The 15,805-nt window shown below is 69.8% G+C and carries 15 protein-coding genes; 7 read left to right on the top strand and 8 right to left on the bottom strand.

Features of this window, described 5'->3' with window-relative positions:
- Positions 1-86: 86 nt before the first annotated feature.
- Entirely contained in the window at positions 87-878 is a 792-nt protein-coding gene (locus LR394_RS16595) for an ArsR/SmtB family transcription factor (protein WP_231442846.1), read from the top strand.
- On the opposite strand, the gene LR394_RS16590 is transcribed toward LR394_RS16595, so the two are convergent.
- Complete coding sequence (locus LR394_RS16590; RefSeq protein WP_231442844.1) at positions 838-2,364, bottom strand: MFS transporter; 1,527 nt, start codon at positions 2,362-2,364, stop codon at positions 838-840. The two genes, LR394_RS16595 and LR394_RS16590, sit on opposite strands and share 41 nt — an antisense overlap.
- Before the next feature lie 66 nt (positions 2,365-2,430).
- On the opposite strand from LR394_RS16590, the gene LR394_RS16585 reads away from it, so the two are divergent.
- The 5 genes from LR394_RS16585 (at position 2,431) to LR394_RS16565 (ending at position 7,600) form a co-directional block, all read left to right on the top strand.
- The gene (locus LR394_RS16585; protein ID WP_231442842.1) at positions 2,431-3,402 is read left to right on the top strand and encodes an aldo/keto reductase; all 972 of its coding nucleotides are present in this window, start codon (positions 2,431-2,433) and stop codon (positions 3,400-3,402) included.
- Between the two features lie 263 nt (positions 3,403-3,665).
- Positions 3,666-4,784 (top strand): ABC transporter substrate-binding protein, encoded by a 1,119-nt coding sequence (locus LR394_RS16580; protein WP_231443203.1) that lies wholly within the window; start codon positions 3,666-3,668, stop codon positions 4,782-4,784.
- Between the two features lies 1 nt (position 4,785).
- Positions 4,786-5,673 (top strand): ABC transporter permease, encoded by an 888-nt coding sequence (locus LR394_RS16575; protein WP_231442839.1) that lies wholly within the window; start codon positions 4,786-4,788, stop codon positions 5,671-5,673.
- Positions 5,661-6,527, top strand: a complete 867-nt coding sequence (locus LR394_RS16570) for an ABC transporter permease (protein WP_231442837.1) — start codon at positions 5,661-5,663, stop codon at positions 6,525-6,527. Before LR394_RS16575 ends, LR394_RS16570 begins: the two co-directional genes overlap by 13 nt.
- A 2-nt stretch (positions 6,528-6,529) precedes the next feature.
- Positions 6,530-7,600, top strand: coding sequence for an ABC transporter ATP-binding protein (locus LR394_RS16565; protein ID WP_231442834.1), 1,071 nt, complete (start codon positions 6,530-6,532; stop codon positions 7,598-7,600).
- 53 nt (positions 7,601-7,653) lie between these two features.
- Here LR394_RS16565 and LR394_RS16560 read toward each other — a convergent pair whose 3' ends face one another.
- Genes LR394_RS16560 through LR394_RS16550 form a run of 3 tightly spaced genes read right to left on the bottom strand, consistent with a single transcriptional unit; the run spans position 7,654 to position 9,759 of the window.
- Positions 7,654-8,466: a sulfite exporter TauE/SafE family protein gene (locus tag LR394_RS16560; protein ID WP_231442832.1), complete on the bottom strand. Its 813-nt coding sequence runs from the start codon at positions 8,464-8,466 to the stop codon at positions 7,654-7,656.
- Entirely contained in the window at positions 8,463-9,059 is a 597-nt protein-coding gene (locus tag LR394_RS16555; RefSeq protein WP_231442830.1) for a suppressor of fused domain protein, read from the bottom strand. The genes LR394_RS16560 and LR394_RS16555 overlap by 4 nt, the downstream gene beginning before the upstream one ends.
- 4 nt (positions 9,060-9,063) lie before the next feature.
- Positions 9,064-9,759, bottom strand: coding sequence for a 7-carboxy-7-deazaguanine synthase QueE (locus tag LR394_RS16550; protein WP_231442828.1), 696 nt, complete (start codon positions 9,757-9,759; stop codon positions 9,064-9,066).
- An 81-nt stretch (positions 9,760-9,840) separates the two neighbouring features.
- Here LR394_RS16550 and LR394_RS16545 point away from each other — a divergent pair, with 81 nt between their 5' ends.
- Entirely contained in the window at positions 9,841-10,695 is an 855-nt protein-coding gene (locus tag LR394_RS16545; protein WP_231442826.1) for an NUDIX hydrolase, read from the top strand.
- On the opposite strand, the gene LR394_RS16540 is transcribed toward LR394_RS16545, so the two are convergent.
- The 4 genes from LR394_RS16540 to LR394_RS16525 form a co-directional block, all read right to left on the bottom strand.
- On the bottom strand, positions 10,685-11,857 hold the full coding sequence (locus LR394_RS16540) for a hypothetical protein (RefSeq protein ID WP_231442824.1): 1,173 nt from the start codon (positions 11,855-11,857) through the stop codon (positions 10,685-10,687). The two genes, LR394_RS16545 and LR394_RS16540, sit on opposite strands and share 11 nt — an antisense overlap.
- Before the next feature lie 39 nt (positions 11,858-11,896).
- A complete protein-coding gene (locus LR394_RS16535) occupies positions 11,897-13,708 on the bottom strand; it encodes a DEAD/DEAH box helicase (RefSeq protein WP_231442821.1) in 1,812 nt (603 codons plus the stop codon).
- Positions 13,709-13,893: 185 nt separating this feature from the next.
- The gene (gene mctP, locus LR394_RS16530; protein WP_269329287.1) at positions 13,894-15,537 is read right to left on the bottom strand and encodes a monocarboxylate uptake permease MctP; all 1,644 of its coding nucleotides are present in this window, start codon (positions 15,535-15,537) and stop codon (positions 13,894-13,896) included.
- Positions 15,538-15,540: 3 nt separating this feature from the next.
- A complete protein-coding gene (locus tag LR394_RS16525; protein ID WP_231442819.1) occupies positions 15,541-15,795 on the bottom strand; it encodes a DUF3311 domain-containing protein in 255 nt (84 codons plus the stop codon).
- Positions 15,796-15,805 lie beyond the last annotated feature (10 nt).

Here is a 15,805-nt window from a genome sequence, read left to right as displayed (position 1 = left end):
CCTGACCACCGTAAACGATGCACTTCACCCAGCATAGGCAGCCGATGAGTTGCCTATTTGCGCCGGCGGCCCCTAGGCTGGAGGCGATGGACGACGAGGTGTTCAGGGCTCTGGCCGATCCGGTGCGGCGAGCACTGCTGGACCGGCTGGCGGGGCAGAACGGGCAGAACCTGAAGCAGTTGAGCGCCGGGCTGGGGATGACCCGGCAGTCGGTCAGCAAGCATCTGGCGGTGCTGGTGGCGGCCGGGGTGGTCACCACGATGCGCCGGGGGCGGGAGCTGCTGCACTACCTGAACGCCGAGCCGATCAATGCCATCGCCGATCGCTGGATGTCCAAGTACGACCGCGGCCGGGCCCGTGCGCTGGCCGGTCTGAAGCGAGCCTTGGAGGACGAGAACATGCCCGAGAGTAGCGATTTCGTCTATGTCACGTACATCCGCTCGACGCCCGAGAAGGTCTGGCGGGCGATCACCGAGCCGGAGTTCACCAAGCAGTACTGGGGAGTGGAGTTCCGCACCGACTGGCAGCCGGGCAGTCCGATCGTCTGGGAGTTCCAGGGCATCGAGATGGCCGATCCGGAGCAGGTGGTGATCGAGTCCACGCCGTTCGAGCGGCTCTCGTTCACCTGGCACGCGATCACCCCGGAGTTCGCGGCCAAGGTCGGGATCGACGACGAGACCCGGGCCAAGCTCGGCGAGGAGCCTCGCACCACTGCCACTTTCACCCTGGAACCCCAGGAGGGCGGCTTCACCAAGCTGAGTCTGCTGCACACCGGCAAGCCGGGCAGCAGCATCGTCGAGATGGTCGAGCAGGGCTGGCCGCAGACCCTGGCCAGTCTCAAGAGCCTGCTGGAGACCGGATCCCCTCTGGAGCAGTAGGGGGCTGGTCCACGGCGCAGTGGTAAACCGGTTCCGTGTGCACCGGAACCGGTTCGGCAGACGAATCTTTCACGCCGAACCAGGCGATCAGGGCGCTCAGCGCCATCAGGACGGCACAGCAGAGCACGGCGATGTGGAAGCCGTCGGCCAGAGCACCGGGCCGGGCGAAGTCGTCACCGGAAAGCCCCATCAGCAGCGGCAGTACCGCCACCGAGAGCAGGCCGGCGGTGCGGGCCACGGCGTTGTTCACTCCGGAAGCCACTCCGGCATGGCGGTCCTCGGCGGCCGCCAGCACTGCCGCGGTGAGCGGAGCCACGGTCAGGGTCAGGCCGGTGCCGAAGACCAGAATGCCGGGCAGGGCGTTGCTGAAATACCCGGCCTCAGGCTGGATCCGGAGCATCAGCAGCAGGCCGCCGGCCATGATCAGCGGGCCGAAGGTCATCGGACGGCGGGGGCCGATCCGGGCGGCCAGTGCGCCGGTGCGGGACGAAAGCGTGAGCATCAGCAGGGTCACCGGCAGCATGGCGGTGCCGGCCTGCAGCGGGCTCAGCCCGACCACCACCTGCAACACGATCGCGAGCAGGAAGAACACCCCGGAGATGGCCGAGTACAGGGCGAACGTGACCAGATTGGCGGCGGTGAACTGCCGGTTGGCGAACACGTCGAGCGGGACCAGGGGGTGCGGGCTGCGGCGTTCGGTCAGGATGAAGAACGCAAAACCGAGGACGCCGACCAGGCCGGCGATCCAGACCACCGGCTGGTTGCCGGAAGGGGCGGCGATCAGGGCGTAAGTCAGACCGCCGAGCCCGATCGCACCGGTGGCCGAGCCCAGCAGATCCGGCCGGCGCGGGGCGTCGGCGTCCAGCGTCTCCGGGACGTGCCGCACCGCCAGGTAGATCACGAAAACTGTTAGTGGAAGGTTGATCAGGAAGATCCAGCGCCAGGACTGCTCCAGCAACGCCCCGCCGATCAGCGGGCCCACCGCCGCGGCCACCCCGCCCAGGCCGGACCACGCTCCGATCGCCCGGGCCCGATCCTCCCGGCAGAACGACGCCGAGATCATCGCCAGGCTGCCCGGGGTGAGCAGCGCGCCACCCACACCCTGCAGCGCTCGGGCGAGCACCAGCGTCTCCAAGTTGGGAGCCAGCCCGCACAACAGCGAGGCGAGCCCGAACCAGGCCACCCCGAGAACGAAGATCCTCCGGCGGCCGAACCGGTCGCCCAGCGAGCCGCCGAGCAGGATCAGCGCGGCCAGGGTGAGGGCGTAACCGTTCACCGTCCACTGCAGCCCGGCCACCCCGGCGTCCAGGTCCTGGCCGATCGTGGGCAGGGCCACGTTCACCACCGTGGCGTCCAGACTCACCACCGCGCTGCCCAGCACCGCCGCGGTCAGCACCCAGCGCCCGGCCGGCGTGGCCAGCCGCAACTGCGCCTGGCCGGCCCCGGAGCCGTCGTTCGAGACTGAGGTGCCCACTTCGTCCTTCATCGGTCACCACTCATGTAACCGAGATTGCCCGACCTTTAACCCGCAGTCGAGCCTAGGCTGGCCACCATGGACTACGTGAAGCTCGGTCGTACCGGACTGGACGTCTCCCGAGTGAGCCTGGGCTGCATGAGCTACGGCGTTCCGGAGCGGGGGACCCATCCCTGGACCCTGGACGAGGAGGCCAGTCGCCCGTTCATCAAGGCGGCACTCGAGGCCGGGATCAACTTCTTCGACATCGCCAACATGTACTCCGACGGGACCAGCGAGGAGATCGTCGGCCGGGCCCTGAACGACTACGCCCGCCGCGAGGAGGTGGTGGTGGCCACCAAGCTGTTCTACCGGATGCGCCCGGGCCCGAACGGAAGTGGCCTGTCCCGCAAGGCGATCCTGGCCGAGATCGACAACAGCCTGCGCCGGCTGGGCACCGACTACGTGGACCTCTACCAGATCCACCGCTGGGACTACGGCACCCCGATCGAGGAGACGATGGAGGCCCTGCACGACGTGGTCCGGGCCGGAAAGGCCCGCTACATCGGCGCTTCCTCGATGTACACCTGGCAGTTCGCCAAGGCCCAGTTCGCCGCCGAGCGCAACGGCTGGACCCGGTTCGTCAGCATGCAGCCGCACTACAACCTGCTCTACCGCGAGGAGGAGCGCGAGATGCTGCCGTTCTGCCTGGACCAGGGCGTGGGCGTGATCCCGTGGAGCCCGATGGCCCGCGGCCGGCTGACCCGGGACTGGGACACCGGCAGCGTCCGGCAGGAGAGCGACGCGGTGGGCAAGGACCTGTACCAGGAGGGCGACCGCGCGATCGTCGAGGCGGTGGCCCGGGTGGCCGCGGCCCGCGCAGTGCCGCGGGCGCAGGTGGCCCTGGCCTGGGTGGCGCGTAATCCGGCGGTGACCGCGCCGATCATCGGGGCGACCAAACCGCAGCACCTGACCGACGCCGTCCAGGCGCTGACTCTCGAGCTGAGCGACGAGGAGGTGGCCGAGCTGGAGGCGCCGTACACCGCCCGGCCGATCGCCGGGCACGAGTAGCCGGGCAAGGCAAGGGTGGCTCGCGCGGTTGGTCGCGAGTTGTTCGACAGCTCACGCCGATGTGGCTTTCCGTAACGAAATGGTCTCGACGCGTTGTTCTGGTTGTCCGCATGATGACAGGGGGTTACCCCTGCGTTCACCATTCGGTCAGCCCTTCGCCGTCCCGGCCCCCCGGTGAAGCGGCCCGCGTCCGTGGCACCGTGTTCAACGTTCAACTACGCGGGGGTACTGAAGCCTGAGGAGGCTCGAAACACGTGAAGATCATGCGCGGTATCGGCGCGACCGTGGCAGTGGGCGCGATCGTGGCCCTGGCTGCCTGCGCGCCGCCGAGCGACGACGACAGCAGCGCGAACGGCGAGGGGGGCGTGTCCGCTGCCTCTGCCACTTCCGCCGAGGAGTTCGGCGGGATGGACGCCCTGATCGCCGCGGCCAAGGAGGAGGGCAAGCTGAACACCATCGCGCTGCCCGACGACTGGGCCAACTACGGCGAGCTGAAGGCCAAGTTCACCGAGAAGTACGGCATCGAGGTCGTCTCGGACAAGCCCGACGCGGCCAGCCAGGAAGAGATCAACGCGGTCAAGACCGAGAAGGGCCGCAGCTCGGCCCCGGACGTGCTGGACATGGGCGGCGCCGTCACCCTGGCCAACACCGCGCTGTACGCGCCGTACAAGGTGGCCACGTTCGACGACATCCCGGCCGCGCAGAAGGACCCGAACGGCCTGTGGGTCAACGACTACGGCGGCTTCATGTCGATCGGCTACGACTCCAGCAAGTTCCCCGAGGTGACCTCGCTGAAGGACCTGCTCGACCCGAAGTTCAAGAACAGCGTCGCCCTGAACGGTGACCCGACGCAGGCCGGTGCCGCGTTCGCCGGTGTCGCGATGGCCTCGCTGGGCAACGGCGGCTCGGCCGACGACATCAGCAAGGGCGTCGACTTCTTCGCCGACCTGAAGAAGGCCGGCAACTTCGTCCCGGTCCAGGCCAGCCCGGCCACGATCAAGAGCGGCGAGACCCCGGTCGTCTTCGACTGGGACTACCTGAACGCCGCCCAGGTCTCGGAGAACCCGAACTGGAAGGTCGTCGTCCCCGAGGGCGTCGTCCTGGGCAGCTACTACAACCAGGCGATCAACAAGGAGGCCCCGCACCCGGCCGCCGCGCGCCTGTGGCAGGAGTTCCTGTTCTCGGACGAGGGCCAGAACCTGTGGCTGAAGGGTGGCGCCCGTCCGGTCCGGATGGACGCGATGACCGAGGCCGGCACCATCGACGCCGCGCTGGCCGAGGCACTGCCCGCGGTCGAGGGTGAGCCGGTGTTCCTGACCACCGAGCAGACCGAGGCCGCGACCAAGACCCTGACCGAGTCCTGGGCCAAGGCAATCGGCTGACGTGACGTCCACCGTTGGTGTACCCGCCGGCCAGTCCACCCGGACTGGCCGGCGGTTCTCGCTCAGCTGGCTCGGCGTGGTGCCGTTCTTCGCCTACGTCGGGCTCTTTCTGCTGCTGCCCACCGGCCTGGTGGTGATCCAGGCGTTCGGCACCCCCGAAGGGCAGCCGACCCTGTCGAACATCCGGGCGCTGGGCGAGAGCTACGTGCTGACCGCCTTCTGGCGCAGCATCCAGCTCTCCTTCGCCACCGCAGCGATCGGCGCGATCTTCGGCGCGTTGCTGGCCTACCTGGTGGTCAGCGGCCCGGCCGACGGCCTGCTGCGCCGGACCGTCACCGCGGTCGCCGGTGTGCTGGCCCAGTTCGGTGGGGTGACGCTGGCTTTCGCGTTCATGGTCAGCGTAGGTAACCAGGGTCTGGTCACCCTGCTGCTGCAGGACACCGGTATCTCGGTCAGCGGCGGGTGGCTGTACGAGCTGTCCGGCCTGATCGTGGTCTACCTGTACTTCCAGATCCCGCTGATGGTGCTGGTTTTCCTGCCCGCCCTGGACGGCGTCAAGCCGCAGTGGCGGGAGGCCACCGAGAGCCTCGGCGGCAGTACCTGGGCCTACTGGCGGCACGTCGCCGCGCCGCTGCTGGCCCCGCCGTTCATGGGCGCGTTCCTGCTGCTGTTCGCCAACGCCTTCGCCGCCTACGCCACCGCCGCCGCGCTGATCAGCCAGGGCGGCATCATCATCCCGCTGCAGATCCGCGCGGCGATGACCAGCGAGACGGTGCTCGGCCAGGAGAACGTGGCCAAGGCCCTGGCGCTGGGCATGGTGATCGTGGTCGCCGTGGCCATGGCCCTGTACTCCTGGATGCAGCGGAGGTCCGCCCGATGGCTGCAGTGACGACCGAACTGACCAAGACCGGGGATTCCCCGCGCCGCAACGGGATCGGGCTGCGGGCCCGCTCGGCCCGCCGGACCCGGGTGATCCGGGTGCTGGCGATGCTGCCGTTCGGGCTGTTCTTCGCGGTCCCGCTGATCGCCCTGATCGAGTTCAGCACGCGCTCGAGCGACCTTTACGGCGAGCGCACGCTGGAGTACTGGCGGGCCATCGGCGACAACCCCGACCTGCTGATCGCCCTGCGCGACTCGCTGCTGCTGGCGCTGATCACCTCGGTGGTGGCGCTGGCCCTGCTGGTGCCGACCATGGTCTGGGTGCGGCTTCGGCTGCCGAAACTGCAGCGGGTGGTGGAGTTCCTCTGCCTGCTGCCGCTGACCATCCCGGCCCTGGTGCTGGTGGTCGGCCTGGGCCCGATCTACCTGTGGATCGCCTACTTCACCCCGGCCGAGTACGACTCCTCGCCCCTGGTCCTGGCCTTCGCCTACGTGGTGCTGGTGATGCCGTACATGTACCGGGCGCTGGACGCCGGGCTGCAGGCGATCGACGTGCGCACACTGAGCGAGGCGGCCCGCAGCCTGGGTGCCGGCTGGTTCACCGTGATGGTGCGGGTGATCCTGCCGAACGTGTTCTCCGCCGTGCTGAACGCCTCGCTGCTGGCGGTGGCGCTGGTGCTCGGCGAGTTCACCGTGGCCTCGCTGCTGAACTACGACAACCTGCAGGTCGCGATCAACCTGCAGGCGCAGGCCAGCGTGGGTGTCTCGGTCGCGCTCGCCGCGGCGGCGCTGATCTTCGTGTTCATCCTGCTCTTCGCGCTGTCGTTCGTCGGCCGGCGCCGGTCAACTGCTAAGGGGAAGTAGACGTGACGGAATCCCTCACCCGGGCCGGAGTAGAGGTCCGGCTGGAAGGGCTGCGCCGCGAGTACGGTGCGGTGACCGCGCTGGACGGCCTCGACCTGACCATCGAGCCGGGCGAGTTCATCGCGCTGCTGGGCCCTTCCGGCTGCGGCAAGACCACCGCGCTGCGGCTGCTGGCCGGCCTGGAGGACGCGGACGGCGGACGGGTGGTGGTGGGCGGCAAGGACGTCACCGGCCTGCCCACCAACAAGCGGGACATGGGCATGGTGTTCCAGGCCTACTCGCTGTTCCCGCACATGACCGCCCGGCAGAACGTGGCCTTCGGGCTGCGGCTGCGCAAGGTCGGCGAGGCCGAGCGCAACCGGCGGGCGGGCGAGATGCTGGAGCTGGTCGGGCTTTCCGCGCAGGCGGATCGTTACGCCCACCAGATGTCCGGCGGTCAGCAGCAGCGGGTGGCGCTGGCTCGGGCCCTGGCCATCCAGCCCACCGTGCTGTTGCTCGACGAGCCGCTGTCGGCCCTGGACGCCAAGGTCCGGGCCAGCCTGCGCGACGAGATCCGTCGGGTGCAGCTGGAAGTCGGCATCACCACGCTGTTCGTCACGCACGACCAGGAGGAGGCCCTCGCGGTCGCCGACCGGGTGGGTGTGATGAACGCGGGACGGCTGGAGCAACTGGGCGCCCCGACCGAGGTCTACGGGCAGCCGGCCACGCCGTTCGTGGCCGAGTTCGTCGGGCTGTCCAACCGGCTTCCGGCCACCGTTTCGGGCTCGAAGGCAGACGTTCTGGGCGCCTCCCTGCCGACCGTTGCGGCTTCGGTCAGTGGTCCCGGAGTGGCGCTGGTGCGCCCGGAGGCGGTGGATCTGGTGGCGGTCGACTCGGCCGGCTCCGACGACCCGCTGACCGGTTCGATCGTGGCGGTTTCGTTCCTCGGCGCGGTCACCCGGATCACGGTCGATCTGGGCACGCACGGCAAGGTGCTGGCTCAGATGCCGACTTCGCAGGCGGCCGGGTTCAGCACCGGTGACCGGGCTCGGCTGACCTTCCGGCCCGCCCCGATCCTGGTGGTCAAGGCCTGATTTCCAGCAGAGGACGGGTCGGGTCGCCTTTGGCCCGGCCCGTCCTCTTGGGATCAGGCGAAGGCGTCGAGGCCCAGCTTGACCGAAAGGCCCAGCCCGGTCAGCGCAATCAGGATGCGCAGCGGGCCGGCCGGGGCGTGGCGCAGGATCAGCGGGCCGATCCGCCCGCCGGCCAGGAAGCCGATCGCCAGCGGCAGGCAGTGCATCCAGTCGACCGGGCCGAACAGTGCGAAGTAGATCGCGGCCACCACGTTCGCGCTGGTCAGGACCACGGTGCGGACAGCGCTGGAGCGGGCCAGGCTGAGCCCGGTGAAGCCGAGGATCAGGGCCAGCAGCATCACGCCGGCAGCGGCACCGAAATACCCGGCGTAGATGCCGACCACGAAGGTGCCGATCCGGAAAGGCCTGGAGATCTGAACCTTCGGCGGGTACGGGCTGACGTCCGCCGCGGTGTGCGGAATCTCATCGGCCGGAATGTCGCCCAGCGGCTGCGCCGAGGCGGCCGGCGTGGTTCGGACCAGCACGGCCAAGGCGGCCCCGCCGATCAGGAAAGGCACCAGCTTTTCCAGGGTTTCGGACGGCGTGAGCAGCAGCAGGACGCTGCCCAGGATGCCGCCGGGAATGGCCCAGACCAGCAACTGCCGCACCAGGGGAGCCTGGCCGCGTAGCTCGGGCCGGGATCCCAGCACGGTGCCCGCTCCAGAAGCCACCAGAGCAACCGTGTTGGTGACGTTGGCCGTGGTCGCTGGTAGCCCGGCGGCCAGCAGCGCGGGGTAGCTGACCAGCGAGGCCAGCCCGGCGATGCTGCCCGACAGGCCACCGCCGATCCCGGCCAGCACCAGCAGGAACCACAGGGTCAGGCTCATCGCAGCACCGAAACTCGCTCCGGATCGCGAAGATCGGTACCGGCATCCAGCCAGAGCTGGCGCAGATGGGCCGCGCCGCGGGCCCGGGCCAGCGCGGCCTCGTCCGGCGTCATCGGCAGCACCGGGTAGAACCGCACCGGTTCTGCCCCTTCACCCACCGAAGGCAGGTCGAGGTCGGGAACCAGGCCGCCCGCGTCTCCCATCAACACCGCAGTGACCCGCGCCCCGGGCCACAAAGGCTGCTGCAGATCGACTGTCGCCCCGGCGGTCAGCACCAGACCCTCGACCTGCGGAGTGGCCGCGAGCACGGCCAGCGATCGCAGCACCTGGTCGCGAGGCGAGCTCAGACTCAGCACCAGTTCGGCCCGCGGGCCCCGCAGCGGATCGAGCACGGTGGCCGTGGGCGGATGCATCGGGGCGGCGCTGACCCCGACCGTGGCGTAGCGGACCAGGCCGGACTCGTCGGGGCCGAAGCGGTCGACCTCGAGCGGCTGGGTGCCGAGGAAGGTGACGGAGGCACTGGCGACCGGGCCGGGGAAGGCGGTGCTCAGATGGGACCGGACGAGCTGACTGACCGCGGGCACGAGCGACATTCCATCACGGCATCAGCGCGTTCAGCCGCGGGGAGATGTTGAAGCCGGCCTCCAGCGCCGGGCCGCTGATCTCCTGCAGGGTGGGCAGAACCGTGGCCGCCCGGGTGCCCTCGGGGCTCACCCAGACCCGCTCCCGGGGCAGGCCGTGTGCCCTGACCAGGCTGGAGACCGTGGCGATGTCCTCGGCGGTCTGCACCACGACGGAGAAGTCCACGTCCAGCCGCCGGGCCAGCCGCCCCCACAGCACCAGCACGTCGCTGTTGATCCGGGCCCGGGCCGGATCACCGGAATGGGCCAGCTTGGGCGAGACGGTGATCCAGCTGACCCCGCGCAGCGTCTGCTCGCTGGGAGCGATCGTGCCGTTGGTCTCCAGCCCGATCTCGTGGGTGGACAGCGCGGCCAGCAGATAGGGCCAGGCCGGGGTGCCCTGCTGCATCAGCGGCTCCCCGCCGGAGATCACCACGGTGCTCGGCCGGCAGGCCAGCGCCTCCTGGGCGATCTCCGAGACCGTCCACATCTCCAGCTCACGGCGCAGGTCGTAGCGCGCCGCGTCCCAGGTGTACGCGGAATCACACCAGGAGCAGGCCAGGTTGCACCCGCCCAGCTGGATCACCGAAGTACGCCGGCCGGAGGCCGAACCCTGGCCGTGGACCACCGGCCCGATCACACCGGCCACGGAAAGGGTGAGGTCGCCGGTCATGACGGCGACTCGGATCGACCCATTACGCCCCGCTCGTGTTCGGCTCGTCTGCGCGACGGATCATCGTGTCACCATGCCTGGGTGGACGTCGATGCTGAGTTGCTGCACCGGGCCCGGTCGTTGTTGTCCGGCGAGCTCGAGCCGGTGCCGCCCCGGGCCGCGGCCACCGTGGCCCTGATCCGCGACGGTGCAGGGGGTCCGGAGGTCTACCTGCTGCGCCGCCGGCCGAAGCTGGCCTTCGCCGCGGGCATGTACGTGTTCCCAGGTGGTTCGGTGGATGCCTCGGACCTGGAGCAACGGACGCCCGACGCGCCTTGGGCGGGTCCCGGGCCGAAGATCTGGGCCGGTTGGTTCGGAACTGATGAACGCACCGCGGCCGGGCTGGTTCGCGCGGCGGTGCGCGAGACCTTCGAGGAAGCGGGAGTCCTGCTGGCCTCGTCCGTGAGTGAGAACCCGGCCACCGCGTCGGCCGCGCCTTTGCCCGGGGACCCAGCCACCTCGTCCATCATTGGAAACCGGCCCACCACGGAGGTGAGCGAGACCGAGCGGGCCGACCTGGAGGCCGGCCGAATCAGTCTGCGCGACCTGCTGATCCGGCACGCGCTGGTTCTGCGAGCCGACCGGATGGCTCCACTGCAGCACTGGATCACCCCTGAGCTCGAACAACGCCGCTTCGACACTAGATTCTTCGTGGCTGCCCTGCCACCCGGACAGGAACCCCGCGAGGCCGGTACCGAGGCGGATCTGCGGGTCTGGCTGCGTCCGGCCGAAGCTCTGCGGGCCGATCTGACCCTGATGCCGCCCACCCGGGCCGCGCTCAGCGAGCTGGCCCGGTATGCCACGGTGGCCGAGGCGCTGGCCGCCGAGCGCGAGATCCGGGTGGTGCAGCCGGGCTTCGAGGTCGTCGGTGACCGGGTGCGGATCGTCAGGGACTGAGCGGTTCTTCGCGCCGCAGCCTCAGGACGAGCGCGCTCAGCAGCACGCAGGCGGCCACGAGCACGGCCACGGCCGAAATGTCAGGGGCCCGGAAACGGACGATCGCCAAGCCGGTGAGGGCCAGCACCAGTGCGGTTCGGGGCATCGAGCACCAGGAATGCAGCAGGCCCACGCCGATCACCACCGCGATCAGCATCGGGTACCAGTAGTACGGCAGCATCAACGGATCCAGGAGCAGCCGGGTCAGCAGCACCGCCAGCGGGCCGATCCAGATCAGGTCCCGCCGCTTCCCCAGGACCAGAGCCGCGAGCATCCCGGCCGAGCCGGCGGCCAGGCCCTGCAGCAGCCGCAGCGGCCAGCCGAACGCGGTGAGGTCGGAGAAGAGGGTGCCGATCGGGGTGTGCGGCAGGATCAGCCACTCCAGGCTGAACATCTCGAAGTGGCCGGTGGCCACGAACGGCAGGTAGCAGGCCAGGGCGCCGGTGGTGAAGGCGGCGCAGCCGGCCAGCAGTCGGGACGGGCGGCGCTCGACCAGCAGCAGTCCGGCGGCCAGCACACCCCAGGGTTCCCAGCCCGCCGAGAGACCGATCACCAGCCCGGCCGCAACGCTGCGCCCGCGTACCGCCAGTGAGGCTCCGAGTACCCACATCAGGGCGATGCCGTACTGGGCCGGATGTCCGCCGACCAGAAAGGCATACGGCACCGCAGTCAGGACGGCCGTGACTGCGGCGGCCAGTTCCATTTCGGGGGAGGGGTTTTCGCCGTGTACTCGGCGCAGGTGGCGGACCAGGAGGACGGCTCCGGCGGTCAGGGCCGCCCCGATCGCCGCGCGCAGCCAGAGTTGGCCGTGCATACCGGCTTTCAGGTAGTCCGACTGGTGCTGGTAGCCGAACGGGAACAGGATCCAGCTGGCCAGCAGCTCGAACGGCCCGGCCTGCATCCAGGGATCGGCGTAGACCTCGGCGAGCCGGCCCTGCAGGATCGCCCGACCGGCTCCGGCGAAGCGGACCAGGTCGGGCGGCTGGATGCCGTTGAACACCGGGGCGGCCCCCTGCACCGCGCCGATCAGGCACAGCAGCCAGCGCAGCCGGGTCAGGGTCTGCAGCGGGGCCCGGAGCCCGGGCAGATGCTGCCCGAGCCCGGCCAGGGTGCCGGTCGCCACCCGATGAAGGTCGGCGACCGGCCCGGCCGGCTTGACCCCTTACTTACCGGGGTAGGACTTGCGGAACTGCTTGCGGTTGTTGTCGAACCCACTGCGCTGACGCTGCGGCGGCGGGCCGTCGGTCTTGGTCAGCTGGATCAGCTTGCCCGAGATCCGGGTCTGGGTGAGCGCCTCGACCGTCTCCCGGGAGAGGTTGGCCGGCAGTTCGACCAGGGTGTGGTCGGCCTGGATGTCGATGTGCCCGAAGTCACCGCGACCCAGACCACCCTCGTTGGCGATCGCCCCGACGATGGAGCCCGGCTGCACCCGGTGCCGGCGACCGACCGAGATCCGGTACGTCGCCAGGGGCACGTCGCCCCGGGGACGACGCGGGCCGGCCACCCGTGGAGCCGGACGGCCGTTGCGGTCGCGCGGGTTGGGGTCGCGGGCCGGGCGCCGGGCCGAGGGCGGCGGGTCGGGCGGCAGCAGGAACGACTTGCCGTCCTGGGCGATCACGGCCAGGGCGGCGGCCACGTCGGCGGCGGGCACGTCGTGCTCGGCGATGTACTCCTCGATCAGGCCCCGGAAGATCGCGGTCTCCGGGTTGTCCAGGTTGGCCTTGATCGAGTCGGTGAACTTGGTGACCCGGGTGGAGTTCACGTCGTCCACCGAGGGCAGCGGCATCTCCTCGATCGTCGAACGGGTGGCCCGCTCGATCGAGCCGAGCAGTCGCTTCTCCCGCGGGGTGACGAACAGCAGCGCCTCGCCCGAGCGCCCGGCCCGGCCGGTGCGGCCGATCCGGTGCACGTAGGACTCGCTGTCGTGCGGGATGTCGAAGTTGACCACGTGGCTGATCCGCTCGACGTCCAGACCGCGGGCGGCCACGTCGGTGGCCACCAGGATGTCCAGGACCCCGGACTTCAGCTGCCCGATCGTGCGCTCGCGCTGCTGCTGGGCCAGGTCGCCGTTGATCGCGGCGGCCGAGTGCCCGCGCGAGCGCAGCCGCTCGGCCAGCTCCTCGGTGGCCTGCTTGGTGCGCACGAAGATGATCATGGCCTCGAAGCTCTCCACCTCGAGGACCCGGGTGAGCGCGTCCAGCTTCTGCTGGTGGCCCACGAAGATGTAGCGCTGGCGCACGTTGGCCGCGGTGGCGGTGCGGTTGGCCACGGTGATCTCGGCCGCGTCGGTCAGGTAGCGCTTGGAGATGCGGCGGATCTGCGGGGGCATGGTGGCCGAGAACAGCGCCACCTGCTTCTCCTCGGGCGTGGTGGCCAGGATGGTCTCCACGTCCTCCTGGAAGCCCATCTGCAGCATCTCGTCGGCCTCGTCCAGCACCAGGTACTTCAGCTGGGACAGGTCGAGGGTGCGCTTCTCCAGGTGGTCGATCACCCGTCCGGGGGTACCGACCACGATGTGGGCGCCGCGCTTGAGGCCGGCCAGCTGCACGCCGTAGCTCTGCCCGCCGTAGATCGGCAGCACGTGCAGACCGGGGATGTGGTGGGAGTAGCGGCCGAACGCCTCAGCCACCTGCAGCGCCAGTTCCCGGGTGGGAGCCAGCACCAGGGCCTGCGGGGCGCGCTGGCTCAGGTCGATCCGGCTCAGCACGGGCAGCGCGAACGCCGCCGTCTTGCCGGTGCCGGTCTGGGCCAGGCCGACCAGGTGGCGGCCCTCCATCAGCGGCGGGATGGCGGCGGCCTGGATCGGCGAGGGCATTTCGTAGCCGACGTCGCTGAGTGCGCGCAGCACCCGCTCGTCGATCCCGAGGTCGGCGAACGTGGGCAGGCTCGCGTCTGCCTCCGGTGCCTCGGCGGTGGGTTCGGGGGAGTCCGCGGGCTCTTCCGGGGTGTCGCGGACGGCGGGATCGGTGTTCATCGCCCACCAATCTACGGAGCCCGGGCGCTAAGTGCACAACGCGGGGGATGCGAACCCAGTTGCTCACCGGGTCGCGATCGTGCTGGTGGTTTGCATCATCGCGGAGCGTGTGCCCCCGGCCCGGCGCGGTGAGCGTGCGATTCCGGCGCGCTCACCGCGCGGTTTGCGGGCTGTTGCGAGGTTTGTCAGTCCCCGGCCAGAGCAGCCGGTTCACCCGATGCGGCCGGTGGCGGGGACTGCTCGGTGCGGTCGACGGTGTAGTCGTCCGCCCGGGTGGCGTCGGGCAGCTGCGGGGCTCCCGTTCGCCGCAGAATCAGGGTGAGCAGCGCCGCAACGATCAGGTTGGCCAGCACCGCCACGAACCCCACGTAGATCTGCTTGTCGCTGTCGAACCCGGCCAGCGACAGCTTGTAGGCCGAGCCGCCGAAGTGCTCCTTGCCGTTGTTCGGGTTGGGGATCTGGTAGAGCATCCCGATCCCCACCGCCAGGCCCGCGATCAACCCGCTGGCCAGCGCCCAGGGATGGAACCAGCGGGTGTACACCCCGATCGCCACCGCCGGCAGCGTCTGCAGGATCAGCACCCCGCCGATCAGCTGCAGGTCGATGGCGAACTGCGGATCGAGGAAGAGGATCACCGCGACCGCGCCGACCTTGACCACCAGCGAGGTGATCTTGCTGGTCCGGGCCTCCTGGGCGGGGGTGGCGTCCTTGCGCAGGTACTCCTTGTAGACGTTGCGGGTGAACAGGTTGGCCGCGGCGATCGACATGATCGCGGCCGGTACCAGGGCCCCGATGCCGATCGCGGCGAACGCGACGCCGGTGAACCAGCTCGGGAACATCTGGTCGAACAACAACGGGACGATCGTGTTCGTGTCGGTCTTGCCGTCGCTGGTGACCGGCTTGATCCCGGCCGCCAGGGCCATGTAGCCGAGCAGCGCGATCAGCCCGAGCAGGAAGCTGTAGGCCGGCAGCGCGGACATGTTCTTCTTGATCGTGTCGCGGTTCTTGGCCGCCAGCACGCTGGTCAGCGAGTGCGGGTAGAGGAACAGTGCCAGGGCCGAGCCGAGCGCCAGGGTGATGTACTGCAGCTGGTTGTTCGCGTTCAGCAGCAGGCTGCCCTTGGGCTGGCCGGTGTTGGGGTTCTCCTGCGACAGCGCCGCCTCCGCACCGCCGAAGATCGCGTCCCAGCCGCCGAGCTTGTAGGGGATCACGATCACCGCGACGATGATCACCAGGTAGATCAGGGTGTCCTTGACGAAGGCGATCAGCGCCGGGGCGCGCAGGCCCGAGTTGTAGGTGTACAGGGCCAGGATCAGGAAGGCGATCACGATCGGCAGGTGCCCGTGCACCCCCATCACCTTCAGCACCGCCTCGATCCCGACCAGCTGCAGGGCGATGTACGGCATGGTGGCGACGATGCCGGTGATCGCCACCAGCAGGGCCAGGGTGGGGGAGCCGAACCGGCCGCGGACGAAGTCGGCCGGGGTGACGTAACCGTGCCGGTAGCTCACCGACCACAGCCGGGTGAGCACCAGGAAGGCCAGCGGGTAGATCAGGATCGTGTAGGGCACGGCGTAGAAGCCGATGGCCCCGGCGGAGAACACCAGGGCCGGCACCGCGACGAAGGTGTAGGCGGTGTAGAGGTCGCCGCCGAGCAGGAACCAGGTGATCCAGGCGCCGAAGTTGCGCCCGCCCAGCCCCCATTCGTCCAGGTGGTCCAGCGAATCGGCGCGCCGCCAGCGGGCGGCGACGAACCCCATCACCGAGACCAGGGTGAACAGCAGCACGAAGACGACGATCTCGACCACGTGGTCGGAAGCCTGCGGCATCGCTCAGCCCCTCCGCTTGGTGCGGTTGTAGACCAGCGCGGTGCAGCCCACGCCGAGCAGCACGAAGGCCAGCTGCAGCCAGTAGAAGAGCGGGAAGCCGAAGAGCGTGGGCGTGGCGTGGTTGAACAGCGGGGTGAGCAGGGGGATCACGATCGGGACGAGCAGCACCCAGTTCCACGGGCTGCTGTCGGTGCGCTGCACGGTCGGGCGTTGCGGTCCGGAGGGCTGGTGCTCCTCCGAAGGTGGCGAGGACGACATCGTCCGGCTC

Origin of the sequence: Kineosporia babensis, from assembly GCF_021129305.1 — a bacterium.
GTDB classification, from domain to species: domain Bacteria; phylum Actinomycetota; class Actinomycetes; order Actinomycetales; family Kineosporiaceae; genus Kineosporia; species Kineosporia babensis.
The sequence above is the reverse complement of the archived record's forward strand: the minus strand, read 5'-3'. Positions and strand labels throughout refer to the sequence as shown.

Bases quoted from the DNA above. Each gene is read 5' to 3' on its own strand.
- LR394_RS16595 (WP_231442846.1), top strand. From the start codon at position 87: ATGGACGACGAGGTGTTCAGGGCTCTGGCCGATCCGGTGCGGCGAGCA.
- LR394_RS16590 (WP_231442844.1), bottom strand. From the start codon at position 2,364: ATGAAGGACGAAGTGGGCACCTCAGTCTCGAACGACGGCTCCGGGGCC.
- LR394_RS16585 (WP_231442842.1), top strand. From the start codon at position 2,431: ATGGACTACGTGAAGCTCGGTCGTACCGGACTGGACGTCTCCCGAGTG.
- LR394_RS16580 (WP_231443203.1), top strand. From the start codon at position 3,666: ATGCGCGGTATCGGCGCGACCGTGGCAGTGGGCGCGATCGTGGCCCTG.
- LR394_RS16570 (WP_231442837.1), top strand. From the start codon at position 5,661: ATGGCTGCAGTGACGACCGAACTGACCAAGACCGGGGATTCCCCGCGC.
- LR394_RS16560 (WP_231442832.1), bottom strand. From the start codon at position 8,466: ATGAGCCTGACCCTGTGGTTCCTGCTGGTGCTGGCCGGGATCGGCGGT.
- LR394_RS16555 (WP_231442830.1), bottom strand. From the start codon at position 9,059: ATGTCGCTCGTGCCCGCGGTCAGTCAGCTCGTCCGGTCCCATCTGAGC.
- LR394_RS16550 (WP_231442828.1), bottom strand. From the start codon at position 9,759: ATGACCGGCGACCTCACCCTTTCCGTGGCCGGTGTGATCGGGCCGGTG.
- LR394_RS16535 (WP_231442821.1), bottom strand. From the start codon at position 13,708: ATGAACACCGATCCCGCCGTCCGCGACACCCCGGAAGAGCCCGCGGAC.
- mctP (WP_269329287.1), bottom strand. From the start codon at position 15,537: ATGCCGCAGGCTTCCGACCACGTGGTCGAGATCGTCGTCTTCGTGCTG.
- LR394_RS16525 (WP_231442819.1), bottom strand. From the start codon at position 15,795: ATGTCGTCCTCGCCACCTTCGGAGGAGCACCAGCCCTCCGGACCGCAA.